Consider the following 17,718-nt stretch of genomic DNA (forward strand, 5'->3'; position numbering starts at 1 on the left):
ACCGCCGCAGCGACGGGCTACTATCGGTTCGGTGCGGCATAACGAAGGGGCATTCATGCATAATCAAATCGTGCCGGTCATCCTGTCCGGTGGTTCCGGCACGCGTCTCTGGCCGATGTCGAAGCCGGAAATGCCGAAGCAGCTGCTGGCATTGACGTCGGACGAAACCATGCTGCAGCTGACGGCGCAGCGGACCAACTCCAACGACTTTGCCGCACCAATCGTGGTTGCCGGCCAGCGTCACGCCGATCTGGTCGAAGGTCAGCTGGTCGATGCGGGAACCCCGCCCCAGGCGCTGATCCTGGAGCCCGTGGCACGCAACACCGCGCCCGCCATCGCGCTCGCCGCGCTGATCGCCAACCCCGAAGACGTGCTGCTGGTCATGCCGTCCGACCATGTGATCGCCGATCTGGACGCATTCCATGCGGCGATCCGCGCCGCCTTGCCGATGGTGTCGGAAGGATGGCTGGCGACGTTCGGCATCGCACCGGACAAGCCGGAAACCGGTTATGGCTGGATTCAGGTCGGACGCGAACTCGCCGCCGGGGTGCATCAGGTTGCGCGGTTCGTCGAGAAGCCCCGGCTGGAGCGCGCCGAGGCGATGCTGGCGCGCGGGGATTATGCCTGGAACGGCGGTATTTTCCTGTTCCGCGCCGACCGCTATCTCGAGGAGCTGGGTCAACACGCCCCCGAAATGCTGATCGCCGCCGAAAAGGCCGTGCGGGAGGCCAAGCGGGACGGCAAGCGGATCTGGCCCGACGAGGTCGCCTTTGCCGCATGTCCGTCCGACTCGATCGACTATGCGGTCATGGAGAGGGCGGAGCGCGTCGCAGTCGTCCCCGTCGCCATGGGCTGGAACGACGTCGGCAGTTGGGACGCGCTGCACGCGATCAGCGAACTTGACGGTTTCGGCAACGCGCATCGCGGCGAAGTGCTGGCGATCGATACCAAGAACTGCCTGATCCGCACCGACCGCGTTCGCGTCGCGGCGGTTGATGTCCAGGACCTGATCGTGGTGGCCAGCGGCGACGACATCCTGATCCTGCCGCGCGGCCGGAGCCAGGACGTCAAGAAGCTGATCGAGGCGATGAAGCGTCAGTGATCACGACGACCGGGCCGCAGGGATTGCGGCCCGGTCGAACCTGTCAGCCGGTCATCCGATCAGCGGTCGCCAAGACCTCGCCGATCGTCGTCGCGGTCACGCCGTGGCGCGCCAGCCGTTCGAACACGCTGTCCCACCAGCGATCGAACATCTCCCGGTCGCGCGCCGTACGGACATAGGGCGTATGCCCCGGCTCGAGCGTCGGCGAGTGAAACGAAAAGGTCAGTAGTCGGCAGCCATCCGCCAGCGCGCGGTCGATCCCGACCAGCGCATCGCCGATCCCCACCCCTTCGGGCGTCAGCGGAATACGGTTGAGCAACCCCAGTCGTGCCAGCGCACCGCGTCCGCGCGGCCACCGCCCCGCCCGTGCGTAGAGCGAACTGCCTCCCTCGCGCAGCAGCCCGGTGTAGACGCTGGTCAACGGCAGCTCGATCATGCCGTCGCGGCGAAACGCCTGGGCGTCGATCGCGCTGAAATCCATGCCGCCGGTATCGCCATAATCATGCAGCGCCCGCATCGAGCTGTCGATCCGGTATCCCCGCTCCGCCAGAAGCGCGAGCGAGGACGGCCCCAGGCCGTAGCGACCCGACCGAAAACTGCGGGGCGGCTTGCCGAAGGACGTCGTGATCGCCTGGGTCAGCGTATCGAGCTTGGCGGCTTCCAGCGCCAAGGGCAGGTTGCCTGCATGGCTGGTAAAGGCGTCCACCACCTCATGATGCGGCGGCGTGACCCAGGCGTGCAGCTGCGCGCCGATTTCCGATCGCCCGTCCTCAAGACATTCGGACAGCGTCGCGACCGCCGTCCGATCGACCGCCACCGGATAGTCGACCATACAGGTCAGGCCGACCCCCGCCGCCGCGAAACGCCGGTGCGCGGGCGCGAACGCCCGCATCGCCTTGGTGGAGCGGTGCCGCCGATCAAGCGGGGCAGACCAGTCGAACTCCTCCTCGACATCGACGAACACCAGGAACCGGCGGCCGAAATCGACGGGCCAGTCGATGCGCTCGTCGGGCGTGGCGGCGGCGTGACGCCAGGGACGGAGCGGGATAGCCACGCTCAGCCGGACGAGGTCCGCCCCGCGCGCTGATCGTCGCCGACCGGCAGCGCCAGGACGACCCGGTGAAGACCGATGGTCAGCCCACCGCCCATCTCAGCCCCCAGCTTGTCGATCAGTCGCAGCGAAAAACCGGTGCCGAGCAGCGGCGCGCCGTCACGCTGCTCCTCGTCACCGGCGTCGCTGAGCAGCGCGGCTTCGGTCTCGATGGTCAGGGCCAGCGGGCGATCGACCTTCAGCGCCGCCATGCCCTGATCGATGCCCAGGCTCGCCGACAGGCGTTCGCCCACCACGCAATTCGACAGCAGCACCGAGAACAGCCGCGTCAGCAGCCGCTCACTCGCCCGGTCGTCGGCAAGCGCGGCGATCGGGGACGATGGCGGGTCGAAGCGAATCTCGGCGCGGCGCAGTTCGGCCAGCGGGCGCAGTTCGGCGAGGACGCGCTGGATCAGCGGGGCCAGCGGCACGACGGTCGGCCGCAGATCCAGCACATGCCCCTCGATCCGCGCGGCTGTATCCAGATCCTCGACCGAGGCGAGCAAGTCGGCGGCCATCGCGCGGATCGCGCTGGCGCGGTCGCGATAGACGGGCGCGACCGGCCCCAGCAATTCGCTCTCGATCAGTTCCGCAAATCCCGCCACCGCATTGGCCGGGGTGCGCAGCTCGTGGACCAGCTGGCGCAGCGAATCGGAGGGCGAGGTTTCACCGCCGGGCACCATCTCGGTCACATTGGCCATTTCATCACGGCGCGGTCGCCGACCGCTGCCGCGATAGCCGCAATATCGACCCGATACCGGATCGAAGCGCGGCATGGCCGATACGCGCCACGATCCCGCCGCCGCCGACGAGCCGCCGATTTCCAGCCGCGCGTCGCGGAATGGCGAACGCCGTCGAAAGGCCCCCATCGCCACGCCGTCGAACTGGGCCAGCCCCTGCATCGCGGTATCGGCGATGCTGACCCCGACCAGCGGTCCGCGCGTCACGCCCTCCACGCCCAGGATCAGGCCTGCCGGATCGGTATCGAAGTCGAAATGGGTGGGCCCCGCATCATTCTGCGGCGCACCCGGCACTTCCTCGCGACGCTGGTTGAACGCATCGATGCGGGCGACCAGGTCGGCGATCTCGTATCGCGGCGGTGCGGCGGCGGGCGTCGCATGGCGCAGCGCCTCGGCCATGAACGGCAGGCCGCGCGCGACCTGGCCCAGCGCGACGAACGGCGTCGCCGCCTGGATCGGCACCGGATCGAGCAGGATCGACAAAGGCGGTTCCGGCGCAATCGGCTTGGCCTCGACCGGCGCCGCAATCGGCTCGGATGGGGTGGTGGCTACCATGTCGGGCCGTTTGATCGGGGCCGCCGTCGGTTCCTGCGGCACGGCCATGGCCGGTGCATCACTTGCGATGATCGGCGCAATCGCGTCAGGGCTTTCCGCCGCGACATGCGACAGGACGAAGTCGACCGCCCCGAAACTCTCCAGCCCGCGCGACACCGTGTCCGACAGGTCGCGGCGGTGCCGCAGGATGGAGCGCGTCCGCGGGGACAGGCGCGGCAATATGGAAAGCCAGTCGGCATCGCGCAGTTGCGCCGCGCGGAGCAAGGGTGCCGCGACCGGCAGCTCGTCCTCGGCGAAGAACGCCACCAGTTCGACCGGGGGATTCCCCGCCCCGAGCATTCGGGCACCCGCGGTCCGGACCGCGACCGGCACCGTCGCACGCAGCGCCGACAGGCGTTCGAGCATCGGCGGATCGGCGGGCACACGTCCCCGACTGATCAGGTCGACAAGTTGCCGCCAGGCAGTCTGCGCGCCGAATGGCGTCGCAGTGTCGGCCGATAATATCGTCGCCAGACTGTCGTCGAACCGCACCGAGCTCCCTTCACCTATGGCCTTTTGGCCGCCAGCTTCCTGTCTTAGCGTCCTTATCCTTCCAACTGGTAACCTGCAAATATCCTTATGCGTGCCGTTGCATTGTCGGAGAATTACGATAGTGCGTAATTTTCTTATAGTAGGCCGTGATACGGCATAGGGATTCGGTAGTTTATGTGGAGTATCGTGTAATGGCGCTGGATCGTATCGATCGACAGATCCTGGCGCTGTTGCAGGCCGACGGCCGGATGACCAATGTCGAGCTCGCCGAGCGCGTGGGCCTGACCGCGCCGCCGTGCCTGCGCCGGGTGCGCGCGCTGGAAGAAGCGGGGGCGATCCGTGGCTATCATGCCGATCTGGATGCCGCACGGCTGGGCTTTCCGATCACCGTCTTTGCGATGGTGTCGCTGCGCAGCCAGGCCGAGCATGACCTTGCCGCCTTCGAAGCGCATGTCGCCGGTATCCCGGAAGTGCGCGAATGCCATATGCTGAACGGCGAGATCGACTTCATCCTGAAGATCGTCGCGTCGGACCTGAAGAGCTTCCAGGAAATCCTGACCGGCCATTTGACGCCTGCGCCCAATGTGGCCAGCGTCAAGACGTCGCTGACCATCCGCACCGCCAAGCAGGTTTCGGGCATCCCGATCGAGGCGGACTGAGCCGGATCAGCGGTTCATGAAAAAGGGCCGGTTCTCCATGACGGAGGACCGGCCCTTTTCGTTTGGCGTGGTCGCTTGGCCGATGCCGCTCCCCCCGCATGTGAATGCGGGGGGAGAAGGCCCGATTATGCCTGGGTCTGGAGATAGGTGTTCCAGAACGCGGCGAGGTCCGCACGCGGCGCACCCTTGACCGCGTCGAACGCCGCCTTGGCGCCGGCCTTGTCGCCCTGCGCGGCCAGCGCGATGCCGAGACGGGTGTTCACCTCATTGGCGTCGACACCACCCTTTTGCAGCGCGGTGCGGTACAGCTCGACCGCCTTGGCGTAGTTGCCCTGGCCGTAATAGGCCTCCGCGGTCAGCGCGGCGAGCTTGCCATCGCCAGCCGACTTGGCGCGCGCCTCGGTCGGGGCGAGCGAGCCTTCCTGCCTGCTCTTGCCTTCGGCGGCGGTCAGCATCGCCTTGGCGGTGGCGTTTCCGGCCGGGATCTTGCCGGTCGCCATGCCTTCCTTCAGCACGGTCGCGGCCTCGGCGGGCAGGCCCTTGTCGGTCGCGTACTGCGCATATTCCATATAGTCGTTCTGGTCGCCCAGCGACTTCGACGCGCGCATCAGGCGGAACAGGTCGAGCCGCTGGTTCTTGTCCAGTGTCGCCAGCGAACCCTGCTGGAGGCCATAGATGACCAGGACATTGCGCCAGTTCTGCGCCGTCGGATAGGCGACGAGCCACTTACGCATCCAGGTCAGCGATTCGGGGACGTTCTTCGTCTTGTTCGCGCGGCTGATCGCGAACTTGTAATAGTCCTCCGGCGCCTTCTGGCCCGACGCGTTCATCTGGTCGATGACCGACGCCAGCTCGGCATTGCCGCCCGCAATGTCGCCCGACTCATACTTGGCCTTGACCATCAGCATGGGCAGGTTCGGGTCCTGATAACCAAGCTGCTTGGCCTGCTGGAAATATTGCAGGGCGATCGGATACTGCTTGCCGTTATAGGCCAGCGCGCCACGACGATAGACGTAGCGCGGCTTGTCGGCGGCCGGGGTCGAGGGACTGGCGATCAGCGCGTCAAGCGGCTTGGCGAGCGCGGCCTCGTCGACCGGCGTGTTCGGATTGGCCTGCTGCGCAGCGAACAGCTTGCCCGATTCGAGCTCGTAGCGCAGCGCGGCCGCGATATACTTGTCGTCTTCGGTCTTGGCGGCAGCCTCGACTGCAGCAACCAGCGGCTCGGCGGCAGCATAGTTCTTCTGCTGCATCACCGGCTGCGCGGCCTGTGCAGCCTTCAGCGCCTCGGGGCTCAGCTTCAGGCCGCCGGCTTCCTCGGCCTTCTTCTTCTGGGCAACGGCCGGAACGGTCAGGGCGACCCCACTCACACTCGTCGCCAGCACGGCCGCGAGCGCAAGCTTCGGAATGATCTTCATGCGAATTTTCTCCAAGAATAGAGCCTGTCGGGTCCACGACCGTCAATGGCGGACTTGTAGGGACAGCGGCCGTCCCGTTCAAGCAATGCGGTGATGCGCCGTATCATGACCATCCGCCGCTGAACGCGGATTGAACGCAAACGCTCCGGGCGCTAGCGGGCGCGGTCATGATTGCCGTTATCTCCCCCGCCAAGACGCTCGATTATCAGAGCCCCCTGCCCGATCTTGCCCCCACCGCACCGCATTTCCTAACCGAAGCCGTCGAACTTGCTCGCGCCGCGGCCGGGCTGGGGGCGGACAAGCTCGGCTCGCTGATGCGTATATCGCCCGCGCTGGCGACTCTGAATGCCGAACGCTTCCGCGACTTCGCCGACGCCCCCGAGCGTCCCGCGATGTTCGCCTTTGCGGGCGACGTCTATACCGGGCTGGAGGCAAAGACGCTGGACGAGCCCGCCATCCTGTTCGCACAGGATCACCTGCGGATGCTGTCGGGACTCTATGGCCTGCTCCGTCCGCTGGATGCGATGCGCCCCTATCGCCTGGAAATGGGGACGCGCTGGGCACCGGGTGGCGGCAAGCTGACCGACTGGTGGGCGGGCCGGATCGCCGAGCGCATGGTCCAGGAGGTCGAGGCGGAAGGGTCGGGCACCGTCCTGAACCTGGCCAGCCAGGAATATTGGCATGCGGTCGACGGCCGCCTGCCCGCCGCCATCCGCGTGATCGCGGTCGATTTCCGTGAGGGCGACCGCTTCGTCAGCTTCCACGCCAAGCGGGCGCGCGGGGCGATGGCACGCTGGATGGTCGAGCATCGGATCACCGAAACCGACGCGATGCGCGGCTTCGATAGCGACGGTTATGCGTTCGATGCCCAGGCAAGCACGCCGACCCTATGGAGATTCGTGCGATGAGCGAGTGGAAGCGGGCGGTCGTCATCGGGGCCTCGGGCGGGATCGGCAAAGGCCTCGCCGATGCGCTGGAGGAAGAAGGCGTCGCGGTCACCCGCCTCGCCCGGTCGTTGAGCGGCGACGGGCATATCGACCTCGAGGACGAAGCCAGCATCGCCGCCGCCGCAGAGCGAATCGCCAAGGGCCCCGCCCCCGACCTGGTGATCGTCGCGACCGGCCTGCTCCACGATGGCGAACAGGGCCCGGAAAAGGCGATGGGACAACTCGACCCCGCCTGGCTTGCGCGCAATTTCGCGGTCAACGCGATCGGCCCCGCGCTGGTCGCCAAGCATGTCCTGCCGCTGATGCCCCGGACCGGCAAGACGCTGTTCGCCGCCTTGTCGGCGCGGATCGGGTCGATCTCCGACAACCGGATGGGGGGCTGGTACGGCTATCGCGCGTCGAAGGCGGCGCTCAACCAGTTCATCCGAACCCTGTCGGTCGAGCATAAGCGGCGCAACGACCGCGCAATCATCGTCGCTCTGCATCCCGGCACCGTCGATACCGCCTTGTCGCAGCCGTTCCAGGGCAATGTCCGCCCCGGCGGCCTGTTCACGCCCGACCGGGCCGCCGTGCAGTTGCTCGACGTGATCGACGGATTGAAGGCGCCCGACAGCGGCAAGCTGTTCGATTGGGAGGGCAAGGAGGTTCAGCCGTAAGGGCTTGGGGCGTCCTATCCGGGAAGGGAGGTGCCCCCCCTCCGTCAGGCCTTCGGCCTGCCACCTCCCCTTCCAGGGGAGAAATGGGCAAGGTCGGCCCATGGCTAGTACTACGCCTGCCAATTCATCGGTGTAGGAAAATGGCGCGCCCGAGGTGAAACTCAGATCATTGGGAAATTCTGATTGAGAGCGCCTTCCAGAGCCCATATAATCGCTAGGGTAGGATCTGTAATTTGCGTCCGCTCGGCGGTTGTCCCTTGAGGGTTTCAAGGATCTGTCCGCACTCGCCGACCTGTCGGCCGGTGGTGCTGTATCGGGTCTCACAAGGCCGGACGTTGCATTGACTCGAAGCGGGCTTGGCAGCCCATCTGATAACCTTCGCAGATCGTCCGTCCCTGCGTTCCCTCGCGGGACACCGCCATCGGGTCAGCTGGAGAGCATCGCCGCTGGCGAAGGGAGCTTACCTCTTTTCAGGCCTCGAACAAGGTGCCGTCGCGCAACATGGCGTGCATGATGACGGCGAGGCGGCGGGCGAGCGCCACCCGGGCCTTCTTGAGACCGCGTCGCTTGGCGATTTTCAGCGCCCAGGTCTTCAGCGCGAAGGTCTGGCGCGTGCGCGTCAGGATCGAGTTGGCCGCTTCGTAGAGCAGCTTGCGGACGGTGCCGTCTCCCTGCTTGGTGATCCGGCCCGTCCAGTCGAGTTCGCCGGACTGGTGCCGGCGTGGGACGAGGCCAAAATAGGCGCCAGCCGTGCGGGACCGCTTGAACCAGCCCGCCTCATCGACGGCGGCAGCGAACGCAGCCGAGGTCTGCACGCCGACGCCAGAGATGCTCATCAGGGCCTGACAGGCCGGAGAGGCGATGCTGATCGCCTTAAGATCGCGATCCATTTGGCGGATCTCATCAACCCGGCCGACCCGCGCCCGGAGCAGTGCGGCCACCGCCTCGCCGAGACCCGGAACAGCAATGGCGGCTTGCACCCGCGCGAGGAACCGCTCGCCCTGGCCAGCCCCCGGCCTGATCCCGAAGGTGGCGCAGAGGCTGCGGATGGTGTTGTCGAGCAGGACACGGGCTTCGACCAGATGCGCGCGGGCGGTGATCACCGAGCGCACCCCATGCGACGTTGGCGATTTGACGTGCACTTCCTTGTAAAAGCCTGTCCGAGCCAACTGTGCGAGGCCCGCCGCATCGTGCGGATCAGTCTTGTTCGCCTTCATCGCCTTGAGGCTCTGGTGGGCCTGGCGCGCATCAATGCACATGATCGCGACGCCCAACTCGTGCAGGCCACGAGCAACCCACGGCGTCATCCGGCCGGTCTTGATCACCACGCGTTCCATCGGACCATGGCGCTCCAGCAGCGCCGTGATCGCTTCCGGCGTGCTGTCCACGCATTGCGCTGCGACCTTGCGCCCTTCGGCATCGACAATGCAGACATGCGACGTTTCCATCGACAGGTCTATTCCGGCATAGTGCTTCATAGCTGCTTCCTTCCTTCAGGTCCGACAACCAGAAGGTGCGCCGCTCAGCCGGCCCGGGGAAGCAGCCACAAATTACACGATGACTCGATCACAGCCAAAAGATGACGGTGGCCGCGAGAGCGATGGCCGAGAAGAAGGCGGTGGGGCAGCGGTCGGAGCGGGTGGCGACGCGGCGCCAATCTTTCAGGCGGCCGAACATCATTTCGATGCGGCTGCGGTGCCGGTAGCGGCGCTTGTCGTATCTGACCGGTTCGTTGCGCGATCTGCGCCTGGGATACAGGGCTGGATGCCTTTGGCATGCAGGGCGTCTCTGAACCAATCGGCATTGTAGCCGCGGTCACCGAGCAGCCACTGTGCTTTTGGCAGATCATCAAGCAGCGCTGCCGCGCCGGTGTAGTCGCTGACCTGGCATGCTGTTATGAAGAAGCTCAACGGGCGTCCGTTCGCGTCGGCGACCGCATGGAGCTTGGTGTTCATGCCGCCTTCGGTGAGTCCGATCAGGCGGCCGAAGCCCCCTTTTTTACCCGCAGGCTCGATGCCGTGCGGCGCGCTTTGAGGTAGGTCGCGTCGATCATCATCTAACCTCGTGTCCGCGGAACCGGCAGCAACTCAGTACGCCTGCATTGAACAATTCTCCCATACAACATCGCGGCGCTGTACCGAAGACTCTCCGGCGAGGACAAAGAATTGCGATGGACACCTCAGCCATTTTCAGATATAGTATACTAAAAGCTCAACAGTCGAGAACTGAGTGGTGCAGCTTCCCCGCTTAGAGCGGTTCGTATGAACTTCGAGATATGATCACCAGCGTAGAACGGTCAGCGTTCGATATGCTTTCGGCAGTCCGCACGGCCTGAACGCGGTGGCGCCCGGTAGAAACTAGAGCAGGGGATCTATGGTATGCGCTTCAACAGATTTGCCTCGTCAATAGCCGGGCTTGCCGTGGTGTCGGCGATGGTGGCGTCCGCCGCCGCCGAGCCGATACCCCGGATCGAGCGCCGCGACGACCGGTTCATGCTGTTGGTGGACGGAAAGCCCTATTTCGTTCTGGCCGCCCAGTTGCACAATTCGAGCGCTTGGCCGGCAATGCTGCCGGAGGCGTGGCGCGCGGCTGAGGCACTCGCGCCTAACACGATCGAGGCGCCGATCTATTGGGAGCAGTTTGAGGCGCAAAAGGGACGTTTCGACACTACCAACGTCGACGCCCTGATCGCGAAGGCACGGGAAACCGGCAAGCGTCTGGTCTTCCTGTGGTTCGGCACCTGGAAGAACGGGCAAATGCATTACGTGCCGGAATGGGTGAAGGGTGACCCCGCCCGCTATCCGCGAACGATCGACGAGCGCGGTCTGCCAACGGACGTCCTATCCCCGCATTCGCAAGCCAATCTCGACGCGGACCGCTCTGCCTATACGGCGTTGCTGGCGCATCTGAAGAAGGTGGATGGCGAGCGCCACACCGTCATCATGGTGCAGGTCGAGAACGAACCGGGTGCGATCGGCGCGGTGCGCGACCATGGTGCGGAGGCGGAGGCCGCGTTTCGCGCGGCGGTGCCGGCGGCGGTGACGACGCGGCTCGGCAAAGCGCCGGGCGACTGGCGGACCGTGTTCGGCCCGGACGCCGACGAGGCGTTCAACGCCTGGGCGACGGCGCGCTATATCGAGCAGATCGCCGCAGCGGGCAAAGCTGTCTACCCGTTGCCCACCTACGTGAACGTCTGGATGCGCTACAAGGGCTTCAGCCGTCCCGGTGGCGATTATCCGAGCGGCGGGGCGACATGGAATATGTTCGATGTGTGGCGCAGCGTGACACCGTCGATCGACTTCATCGGTACCGATGTCTACACGAGCGATGCCGCCGAGTATCGCAAGGTGCTGGGGCAATATGCCCGTGCGGATAATCCGTCCTGGGTTTCGGAAACGGGCTTCGACCCGAAGATCGCGCCCTATCTGTTCTACGTCCTCAACCATGGCGGTATCGGCTTCTCGGTCTTCGGCATCGATGATGCGAAGGGGCCGACGACCGATGCTGCGGCGGCCGCGCACCGGGTGAATTTCGCGCTGCTCGATCCAATCCGCGATCTGATCGCACGGGGCGGCTTCGACCATCGGCTTCAGGCCGTCGTCGAGGAGCCCGGGCAGGCGCGCCAGACGATCCCGTTGGCGGATGGCTGGCGCGTCGATGTCGCGTTCGGCCCGCCGGCATGGGGCGATACGCCCGCGATCGTCCCCAATTCCCCGGAGCAGACCGGACGGGCCCTCGTGCTCGCCATGGACGACGGCAGTTTTCTGGTTTCGGGTGTCGATGCGCGGCTGGAATTCAAGCGGATGTCGTCGGATGGCCGGCGCGGCCAACTCATGCGCGTCGAAGAGGGACGTTTCGTGGACGGGTCGTGGCAGGTTTCTCGCTGGCTGAACGGCGACGAAACCGACTTCGGTCTCAACTTTGGCCACGACCCGCGGTTGCTGCGGGTACGAGTCGCGCCGCTTTAAAAGAGCTTTCCGTACCGGTGAGGACGCAAGGCACCGTGAAAGCAAAAATAATCCTTATGTTACAATCCTGAACAAATCCTCTTGATCTAAAGTATACTATATGATGTATTTCTGACTATGCCGTAATACGCAACTCGATTTGTCGGGGGGTGATATGAAACGCTTAGCCATAATCATCTTCTATCTGACGGCGCCCCTTTCTCCTGAGACGGCGGTGCTTGCGCAGGTTACGCCACTGGCGAACGCGTCCAGATCTGCTGTTGGGGAGAGGCCCGCCAACTACGAAGCGCTAACCGAGCTTTTCGTAGATTGGCGCGCCTTCGCAACCCCGGCGCTCAACGGCTATCTGCCGGACTATAGCGACTCGGCGATGGCGGAAAAGAAGGCGGCGCTTCCGGACTTCATAGCCCGACTGAAGGCGATCGATACGGTGGGTTGGCCGGTCGACGCGCTAGCTGACTACAGGCTGGCCCAAGCCGAAATGAACGGCATGGATTTCGATTTCCGGGTTCTGCATCCTTGGTCGCGCGACCCCACCTTCTATGCGACGGTCTTCGCCGATTGGAGCGATGTGCCCGCGCATGAGGGGCCTTACGCCTATCCGAACATCAACCTGTATGATTTCAAGTTTCCGCTGGACGTAAAGGAACAGGCGAAGCTGACGGCGATGCTGGCGTCGGTGCCGAAACTGCTGGAAAGCGCGCGGGATAATCTGAAAACCAGCAATGCCCGCGACCTGTGGGTCTATGGCGGCGCGGCCTTCAGGCAGCAGAGCGCGGTCCTTTCCGCGCTGGAGGCGGGCACTCTCACGATGCGCACGCTGGATGGGCGCCTTCCCGCGACGATGACCGGGGCGACGCCTGCGTTGCTGCAGGCGATCCGAGCGGCCCGCAGGGCGACGGACCGCTTCGCGACATGGATCGCGGAGCAGGCGCCGGGCAAGACCGGCCCGAGCGGCGTCGGCAAGGACAATTACAATTGGTACGTCGCCAATGTGGAATTGTTGCCGTATGACTGGGATCAGCAGGTCCTGCTGTTGCGCCGGGAACTGGACCGGGCCATCTCCTCCCTGACGCTCGAGGAGTTGCGCAACAGCGACGTACCACCGGTGCGAACGGCGGACGATCCGGTCGCGTACCGCAGGATGGCGGCGGAGAAGACGGCCTTTTTCAGTGCGTTCATGGAAAGCAAAGGTTTTGCCGAGGCCAGGCCGGAATATCGTTCGGCGATGGCGGCGCAGACACCGGACTATGTTCCGCCGGACCATCGCGACTTCTTCTCGCACGTAACATCGCAAGACCCGCTGCCGCTCGTGACACATGCGTCGCACTGGATCGATTTGGCGCGATTGAAATATCAACCCAGCGCAAGCGCGATCCGCCGCACGCCGCCGCTCTACAATATCTTTGCTAACAGGTCGGAAGGTCTGGCGACGGCATTTGAAGAGATCGTCATGCAGGCCGGAGTGTATGACAACATCCCGCATGGCCGCGAACTGGTCTGGATCATGCTGGCAAATCGTGCGGCGCGGGGCCTCGCCTCCCTGTATGTCCAGTCCAATGAGATGACGCTTGCGCAAGCAGGCAAGTTTCATGCGGAATGGACGCCGCGCGGCTGGTCCAACCCGGAAAGCCCGCTCGTCGCGTTCGAGCAGCTCCTCTATGCGCGCCAACCCGGTTACGGGCCGAGTTACATCATCGGCAAGCTGCAAATCGACGGGTTGATAGCCGATGCCGTGCGCGCCGACGATGCTGCGCGCAAAGCTTTCGTCATGCGCGACTTTATCGGCCGGATGATGAGCGCCGGCATCCTGCCGGTCGCGCTGATCCACGACGAAGTCATACCGCCGAAGCCGCAATAAGCGGACGTAGCCGGAGCGGGCGCCAGACCCGCGGCCAAGAAGATCGAACACCTTAAAACAATACCGGCGCGAGGCTTCGTGGTCGGAAGGGTTCAGTGCGCCCTCGGAACAGGGCGCTCCGACTAGGAAAATCATCAGAGAGAAGGGGGCTTATCATGGCGAATATGCAGTACTTCGACAGACGGCGCGTTTTCATGCTCATGCTGATGGCATCGGCGATGCCGACACCGGCAATGGGGCAGGAAACGGCGGAACCAAATGCGGACACGGTCGTGGTAACGGGCTCGCGCATCCGTCGCGATCCGCTCAACGATCCGGCACCGGTCACGATATTGGACCGCGCCGATATCGAGCGCAGCGGCACGTCGTCGATCGGTGATTTCCTCCAGCGCCTGCCGAGCAATGGCGGCGGCCTGAATTCCAGCTTCAACCGCAGCGGCAACAACGGCAATCCGCCCGATGGTGGCGGTGTTGGTGCAGGATCGAGTGAAATCGACATCCGCTATCTCGGTTCACGCCGTACACTGGTGCTGGTTGACGGCATGCGCTTCATCAACGGCGCGGCCGCCAGCGGCATTCCCGGCGCGGTCGATCTCAACGCCATTCCGGATTCGATGGTCGAGCGGATCGACGTCCTGCGCGACGGCGCATCCACGATCTACGGATCGGATGCGGTCGCGGGCGTGGTCAACATCATCACCAAGACCCGGCAGAAGGGATTCATTGGCAGTGCCTATGTCGGAACTTGGGGCAGCGGCCGCGGAACCACGCAAAATTATCAGGTGAACTGGGGCAATGGTGGTAGCGGCGGGCCGGTCTCGCTTGTGGCGGGCGGCAATTTCGTCAAACAAGACAAGATCTTCGCATCCGGATTCCCGACACCTGGAGCGACCAGTTGCGATTCAAACTGCAGTGGCACGACCCCCAATGGGCGTTTCATCTTCACCAATCCGTTGACGGGCAAAACGCTGGCGCTGACGCTGAAGAGCAATCCTATCGCGTCGCCGCGCTTCGACCCCGCCGACCCGACCGGTGCGAACAGCGATTTCAAGGCATTCACGAATTCCGACCGCTATAATTACGTGCCACCGAACTACGTCCTGACACCGCAGGAGCGGATCGGCGCGTTCGTCAATTTCTCAGCCGATCTCGGAAATTCGGTGAGGCTGTTGGGGAAGGTGATCTACAACCGCCGCACGTCGGAAAATCAGGCCGCGCCGCTGCCGGTCATACTCGGTCCCGATGCGGGCAACGGCAATCTGCTCGACGCCGTGTCGATTGACGCGACCAACCCCTACAATCCGTTCGGCATAACGTTGAATGCTGGGACGAACGGCAGCCCCGCCAATTACCAGCGCGTAGCTCGCCGCTTCACGGAGAACGGCCCACGCAATTACCGGCAGACCGTCAACACCATGTATATGGGCGCCACGCTTGACGGGCAGTTCGAGTTCGGCCCGGGCACGTGGTATTGGGATGTCAACGGCGTCTATTCCGAGAACAACGCGAAGCAGGTGGCACACGGAAACGTGAATGCCGCGAATCTCGCCCGCGCGGTCGGGCCGATCAGCGCGTGCACCGGCAGTTGCGTGCCGCTCAACCTCTTCGGCGGTGAAGGCACGATCACGCAGGCGATGCTCGATTACGTTGCGTTTACGCAGCGCGATCGCAGCGACCAGACGATGACCGATGCGACCCTCAACATCAGCGGCCCGCTGTTCCGGCTGCCTGCGGGCGACGTCAGCGTCGCTGCCGGTTACGAATTTCGCGAGCAGACCGGGTCATTCACGCCCGATCCGATTGTGGCGGCGGGCCTCGGTTCGGACATTCCCGCACAGCCCTCCGCCGGGCGCTTCACGGTGCACGAACTATATGGCGAGTTGAATGCGACCTTGTTCAAGGATCTGCCAATGCTGCGCCTGCTCGAAGGATCCTTCGCGGCCCGCCGTTCGGACTATTCGACCAGCGGCGCGAAGACCGTGATGAAGGCCGGGCTGAACTGGAAACCGTTCAACGACCTGCGGCTGCGCGGCACATGGGCGCAGGGGTTCCGCGCGCCGAGCATCGGCGAATTGTTCGGCACGCCGTCCCGGTTCGACGGCGGTGCGGTCGATCCGTGCTCGGATTTCAACCATAGCGGGGTTTCGGAAACTGTTCGGCGGAATTGCATTTCCCGCGGGGTGCCTGCAAACGGATCGTATATTCAAAGCGATACGACGTTGCCGGTGTTGACCGGCGGCAACAGGAATTTGCGGGCGGAAACGTCGGAGAGCTGGATTTTCGGCGGCGTCTACAGCCCCGGCTTCATGATCTCTTCGGGGCTTGCGAGCCGTTTCAGCGTCGAGGTCGATTATTACACGATTCGCGTAGATGACGCGATTGCCTCAGTCGGTGCGGATGTGCTGCTGGCGAATTGCGCTAACATCAACGATCCCGTCAGTTGCGCCAGCGTCACGCGCTCGGCCAGTGGACAGGTGACGCAAATTCGCGGCCTGTTGCAGAACATCTCGTCGCTCAAGAGCGCTGGCATTGACCTGACGCTTAATTACCGTTCGCCACAGATTGGTTCAGGCACCATCGGATTGACGGCGTTGGCCAATTACCTGTTGGAATATTCGGTCACGCTGCCGACGGCGACCGGTACGGAAAAGACCGAGCTTCAGGGCACGCAGCAGGGCGGCACGGTTTATTCGCGGATCAAGGGCCTGGCGACGCTGGACTGGAAGAGCCGAGATTACTCCGTCGCGGTCATCGCCCGGTATTTGGGCAGCGCGCGAGAACCGGGGTTCAACAATTCCAACGTGCCTGCCGTGACGTATCTGGATGCGCAGATCGGCTGGAACCTGCCCTTCGCCAACCGGAATTTCACGTTGAGCCTGGGGATGAATAACGTGCTGGCGACGAATGCGCCCAACTGTCTGAGCTGCGCGGGTCTGAATCTGTCGGATCGGTTCACCTACGCTCGGATCAGCGCGAAGTTCTGAGAAGTGACATTGACCCTTGACTGCAAGCCCGGGGCGGTAGCGTGCAAGCGCTGCCGCCCCGGGCGACATGTCGTCACCTGAACGGATTGGCACGATATTCGTGCCCCTGCCTGTCCAGATTTCAAGTCGTCATGCCGCACTGATCGACCTTGCAGCATCCTTGCCGGGCGCCGGGTTGGCTATGACCTGCTTCCCGAAAACCATACCAGATCGTCCGAAAAGGGTCTTGCGGATTTGATCTGACCCCCGTTTGACCGGACGGATTCAAGCGGTTGCAAAAACCAGTGCGCGATGTTCGCGCGGTGAACGCATTTTGAGCCCTGAATGGGGGTGGTTGTCGTTGTAGTCCTCGATCCATCCGGCCAGCGATGTCAACGCGGTGGGAGCATCAGGCAGCGGCGAGACGCGGATGTAATCGCGCTTGAGGGTATGAACGAAGGCCTCCGAGGCGGGCTGCGGACGGGCGTGAAGCAGGGTTTGAGGCCCAGCTGCCGGGCAAAGGTGCGTGTTTCGCGGGCGGTATAGGCCGAGCCGTTATCGGACAGCATCTCGACCGGCACGGGCACGCGCATACCGCCGAAGCGGGTTTCCACGGCCTCCAGCATGATGTCGCGCACGTCCGAGCCGCTGATGCCCGCATTGGCGACCGCGCGCCAGGCGATGATCTCGCGGTCATGGGCGTCGATGATGAAGGCGCCGCGCACGACCTCGCCGTTCCAGCAGGTGAACTCGAAGCCGTCCGAGCACCAGCGCAGGTTCGAGCGGATCGTCAGCACGACGCCGTCATGGCCTGAGGCGGCCCGCTCGGTGTAGCGCCGCGCCAGCAGCAGGCGGTCCGCGGCCATGATGCGATAGACGCGCTTGTGGTTGACCGGCGCCGATCCTTCGGCGCGAAGCTGTCGATTGAGGACCGCCGCGATGCGGCGGTAGCCGTAGGTGGGCCGCTGCGCGGCGATCTGGCGGATGCGAGGCAGCAGGTCCGCGTCGTCGGCCTTGGCGTACGGTCCGCGCGTCCGGGTGCGGCCGGTCAGGCGGTCGTACACCGTCGAGCGCCCGACCCCGATCGTCTTGGCGACCAGGCTCACCGGATAGTCTCCGGCAACGGCGAGTGCATGAGCAAGCTCGCTTTTTTTGGGCGCGAGCGCTCCAGCGCCTCCTTCAGGATCTCGACCTCCAGCGTCTTGCGGCCGAGCTGGCGCTCCAGTTCGCG

General features: G+C 64.4%; 11 protein-coding genes and 2 pseudogenes. 7 read left to right on the top strand and 6 right to left on the bottom strand.

Annotation, left to right across the window (positions count from 1 at the left end; translation table 11 throughout):
• Positions 1 to 55: 55 nt before the first annotated feature.
• Positions 56 to 1,102: a mannose-1-phosphate guanylyltransferase/mannose-6-phosphate isomerase gene (locus tag SOM26_RS16340; protein ID WP_320453773.1), complete on the top strand. Its 1,047-nt coding sequence runs from the start codon at positions 56 to 58 to the stop codon at positions 1,100 to 1,102.
• Between the two features lie 43 nt (positions 1,103 to 1,145).
• Here the strand turns inward: SOM26_RS16340 and SOM26_RS16345 are convergent, their stop codons facing one another.
• Positions 1,146 to 2,156, bottom strand: coding sequence for a polysaccharide deacetylase family protein (locus SOM26_RS16345; RefSeq protein WP_320453774.1), 1,011 nt, complete (start codon positions 2,154 to 2,156; stop codon positions 1,146 to 1,148).
• A 2-nt stretch (positions 2,157 to 2,158) separates the two neighbouring features.
• Complete coding sequence (locus tag SOM26_RS16350) at positions 2,159 to 4,018, bottom strand: sensor histidine kinase (RefSeq protein ID WP_320453775.1); 1,860 nt, start codon at positions 4,016 to 4,018, stop codon at positions 2,159 to 2,161.
• Positions 4,019 to 4,209: 191 nt separating this feature from the next.
• Between SOM26_RS16350 and SOM26_RS16355 the strand changes: the two genes are divergently transcribed.
• Positions 4,210 to 4,677, top strand: a complete 468-nt coding sequence (locus tag SOM26_RS16355; protein WP_042487895.1) for an Lrp/AsnC family transcriptional regulator — start codon at positions 4,210 to 4,212, stop codon at positions 4,675 to 4,677.
• A 125-nt stretch (positions 4,678 to 4,802) separates the two neighbouring features.
• Here SOM26_RS16355 and SOM26_RS16360 read toward each other — a convergent pair whose 3' ends face one another.
• Positions 4,803 to 6,092: a hypothetical protein gene (locus tag SOM26_RS16360; RefSeq protein WP_320453776.1), complete on the bottom strand. Its 1,290-nt coding sequence runs from the start codon at positions 6,090 to 6,092 to the stop codon at positions 4,803 to 4,805.
• Between the two features lie 167 nt (positions 6,093 to 6,259).
• Between SOM26_RS16360 and SOM26_RS16365 the strand changes: the two genes are divergently transcribed.
• Positions 6,260 to 7,000, top strand: coding sequence for a YaaA family protein (locus SOM26_RS16365; RefSeq protein WP_320453777.1), 741 nt, complete (start codon positions 6,260 to 6,262; stop codon positions 6,998 to 7,000).
• Positions 6,997 to 7,695 carry an SDR family NAD(P)-dependent oxidoreductase gene (locus SOM26_RS16370; protein WP_320453778.1) on the top strand — a complete coding sequence of 233 codons (699 nt, stop codon included), beginning with the start codon at positions 6,997 to 6,999 and terminating at the stop codon, positions 7,693 to 7,695. Before SOM26_RS16365 ends, SOM26_RS16370 begins: the two co-directional genes overlap by 4 nt.
• A gap of 470 nt (positions 7,696 to 8,165) precedes the next feature.
• On the opposite strand, the gene SOM26_RS16375 is transcribed toward SOM26_RS16370, so the two are convergent.
• Together SOM26_RS16375 and SOM26_RS16380 are read right to left on the bottom strand one after the other, a co-directional pair.
• Positions 8,166 to 9,173, bottom strand: coding sequence for an IS110 family RNA-guided transposase (locus SOM26_RS16375; RefSeq protein ID WP_320453779.1), 1,008 nt, complete (start codon positions 9,171 to 9,173; stop codon positions 8,166 to 8,168).
• Positions 9,174 to 9,261: 88 nt separating this feature from the next.
• Positions 9,262 to 9,751: pseudogene (locus SOM26_RS16380) on the bottom strand (IS5 family transposase); the annotation flags it as partial.
• Between the two features lie 322 nt (positions 9,752 to 10,073).
• On the opposite strand from SOM26_RS16380, the gene SOM26_RS16385 reads away from it, so the two are divergent.
• The 3 genes from SOM26_RS16385 (at position 10,074) to SOM26_RS16395 (ending at position 16,508) form a co-directional block, all read left to right on the top strand.
• A complete protein-coding gene (locus SOM26_RS16385; RefSeq protein WP_320453780.1) occupies positions 10,074 to 11,663 on the top strand; it encodes a DUF5597 domain-containing protein in 1,590 nt (529 codons plus the stop codon).
• Between the two features lie 154 nt (positions 11,664 to 11,817).
• The gene (locus SOM26_RS16390; RefSeq protein ID WP_320453781.1) at positions 11,818 to 13,524 is read left to right on the top strand and encodes a DUF885 family protein; all 1,707 of its coding nucleotides are present in this window, start codon (positions 11,818 to 11,820) and stop codon (positions 13,522 to 13,524) included.
• Positions 13,525 to 13,679: 155 nt separating this feature from the next.
• Positions 13,680 to 16,508, top strand: a complete 2,829-nt coding sequence (locus SOM26_RS16395; RefSeq protein ID WP_320453782.1) for a TonB-dependent receptor plug domain-containing protein — start codon at positions 13,680 to 13,682, stop codon at positions 16,506 to 16,508.
• A 264-nt stretch (positions 16,509 to 16,772) separates the two neighbouring features.
• Here the strand turns inward: SOM26_RS16395 and SOM26_RS16400 are convergent.
• A pseudogene (locus tag SOM26_RS16400) lies at positions 16,773 to 17,718 on the bottom strand (IS3 family transposase); the annotation flags it as partial.

The sequence above is a fragment of the Sphingomonas sp. CFBP8993 genome (assembly GCF_034044895.1).
In the GTDB taxonomy this organism is placed as follows: Bacteria; Pseudomonadota; Alphaproteobacteria; order Sphingomonadales; family Sphingomonadaceae; genus Sphingomonas.

Excerpts from the sequence above, each read along its gene's own strand:
- SOM26_RS16340 (WP_320453773.1), top strand. The coding sequence starts at position 56 with ATGCATAATCAAATCGTGCCGGTCATCCTGTCCGGTGGTTCCGGCACG.
- SOM26_RS16355 (WP_042487895.1), top strand. The coding sequence starts at position 4,210 with ATGGCGCTGGATCGTATCGATCGACAGATCCTGGCGCTGTTGCAGGCC.
- SOM26_RS16360 (WP_320453776.1), bottom strand. The coding sequence starts at position 6,092 with ATGAAGATCATTCCGAAGCTTGCGCTCGCGGCCGTGCTGGCGACGAGT.
- SOM26_RS16365 (WP_320453777.1), top strand. The coding sequence starts at position 6,260 with ATGATTGCCGTTATCTCCCCCGCCAAGACGCTCGATTATCAGAGCCCC.
- SOM26_RS16370 (WP_320453778.1), top strand. The coding sequence starts at position 6,997 with ATGAGCGAGTGGAAGCGGGCGGTCGTCATCGGGGCCTCGGGCGGGATC.
- SOM26_RS16375 (WP_320453779.1), bottom strand. The coding sequence starts at position 9,173 with ATGAAGCACTATGCCGGAATAGACCTGTCGATGGAAACGTCGCATGTC.
- SOM26_RS16385 (WP_320453780.1), top strand. The coding sequence starts at position 10,074 with ATGCGCTTCAACAGATTTGCCTCGTCAATAGCCGGGCTTGCCGTGGTG.
- SOM26_RS16390 (WP_320453781.1), top strand. The coding sequence starts at position 11,818 with ATGAAACGCTTAGCCATAATCATCTTCTATCTGACGGCGCCCCTTTCT.
- SOM26_RS16395 (WP_320453782.1), top strand. The coding sequence starts at position 13,680 with ATGGCGAATATGCAGTACTTCGACAGACGGCGCGTTTTCATGCTCATG.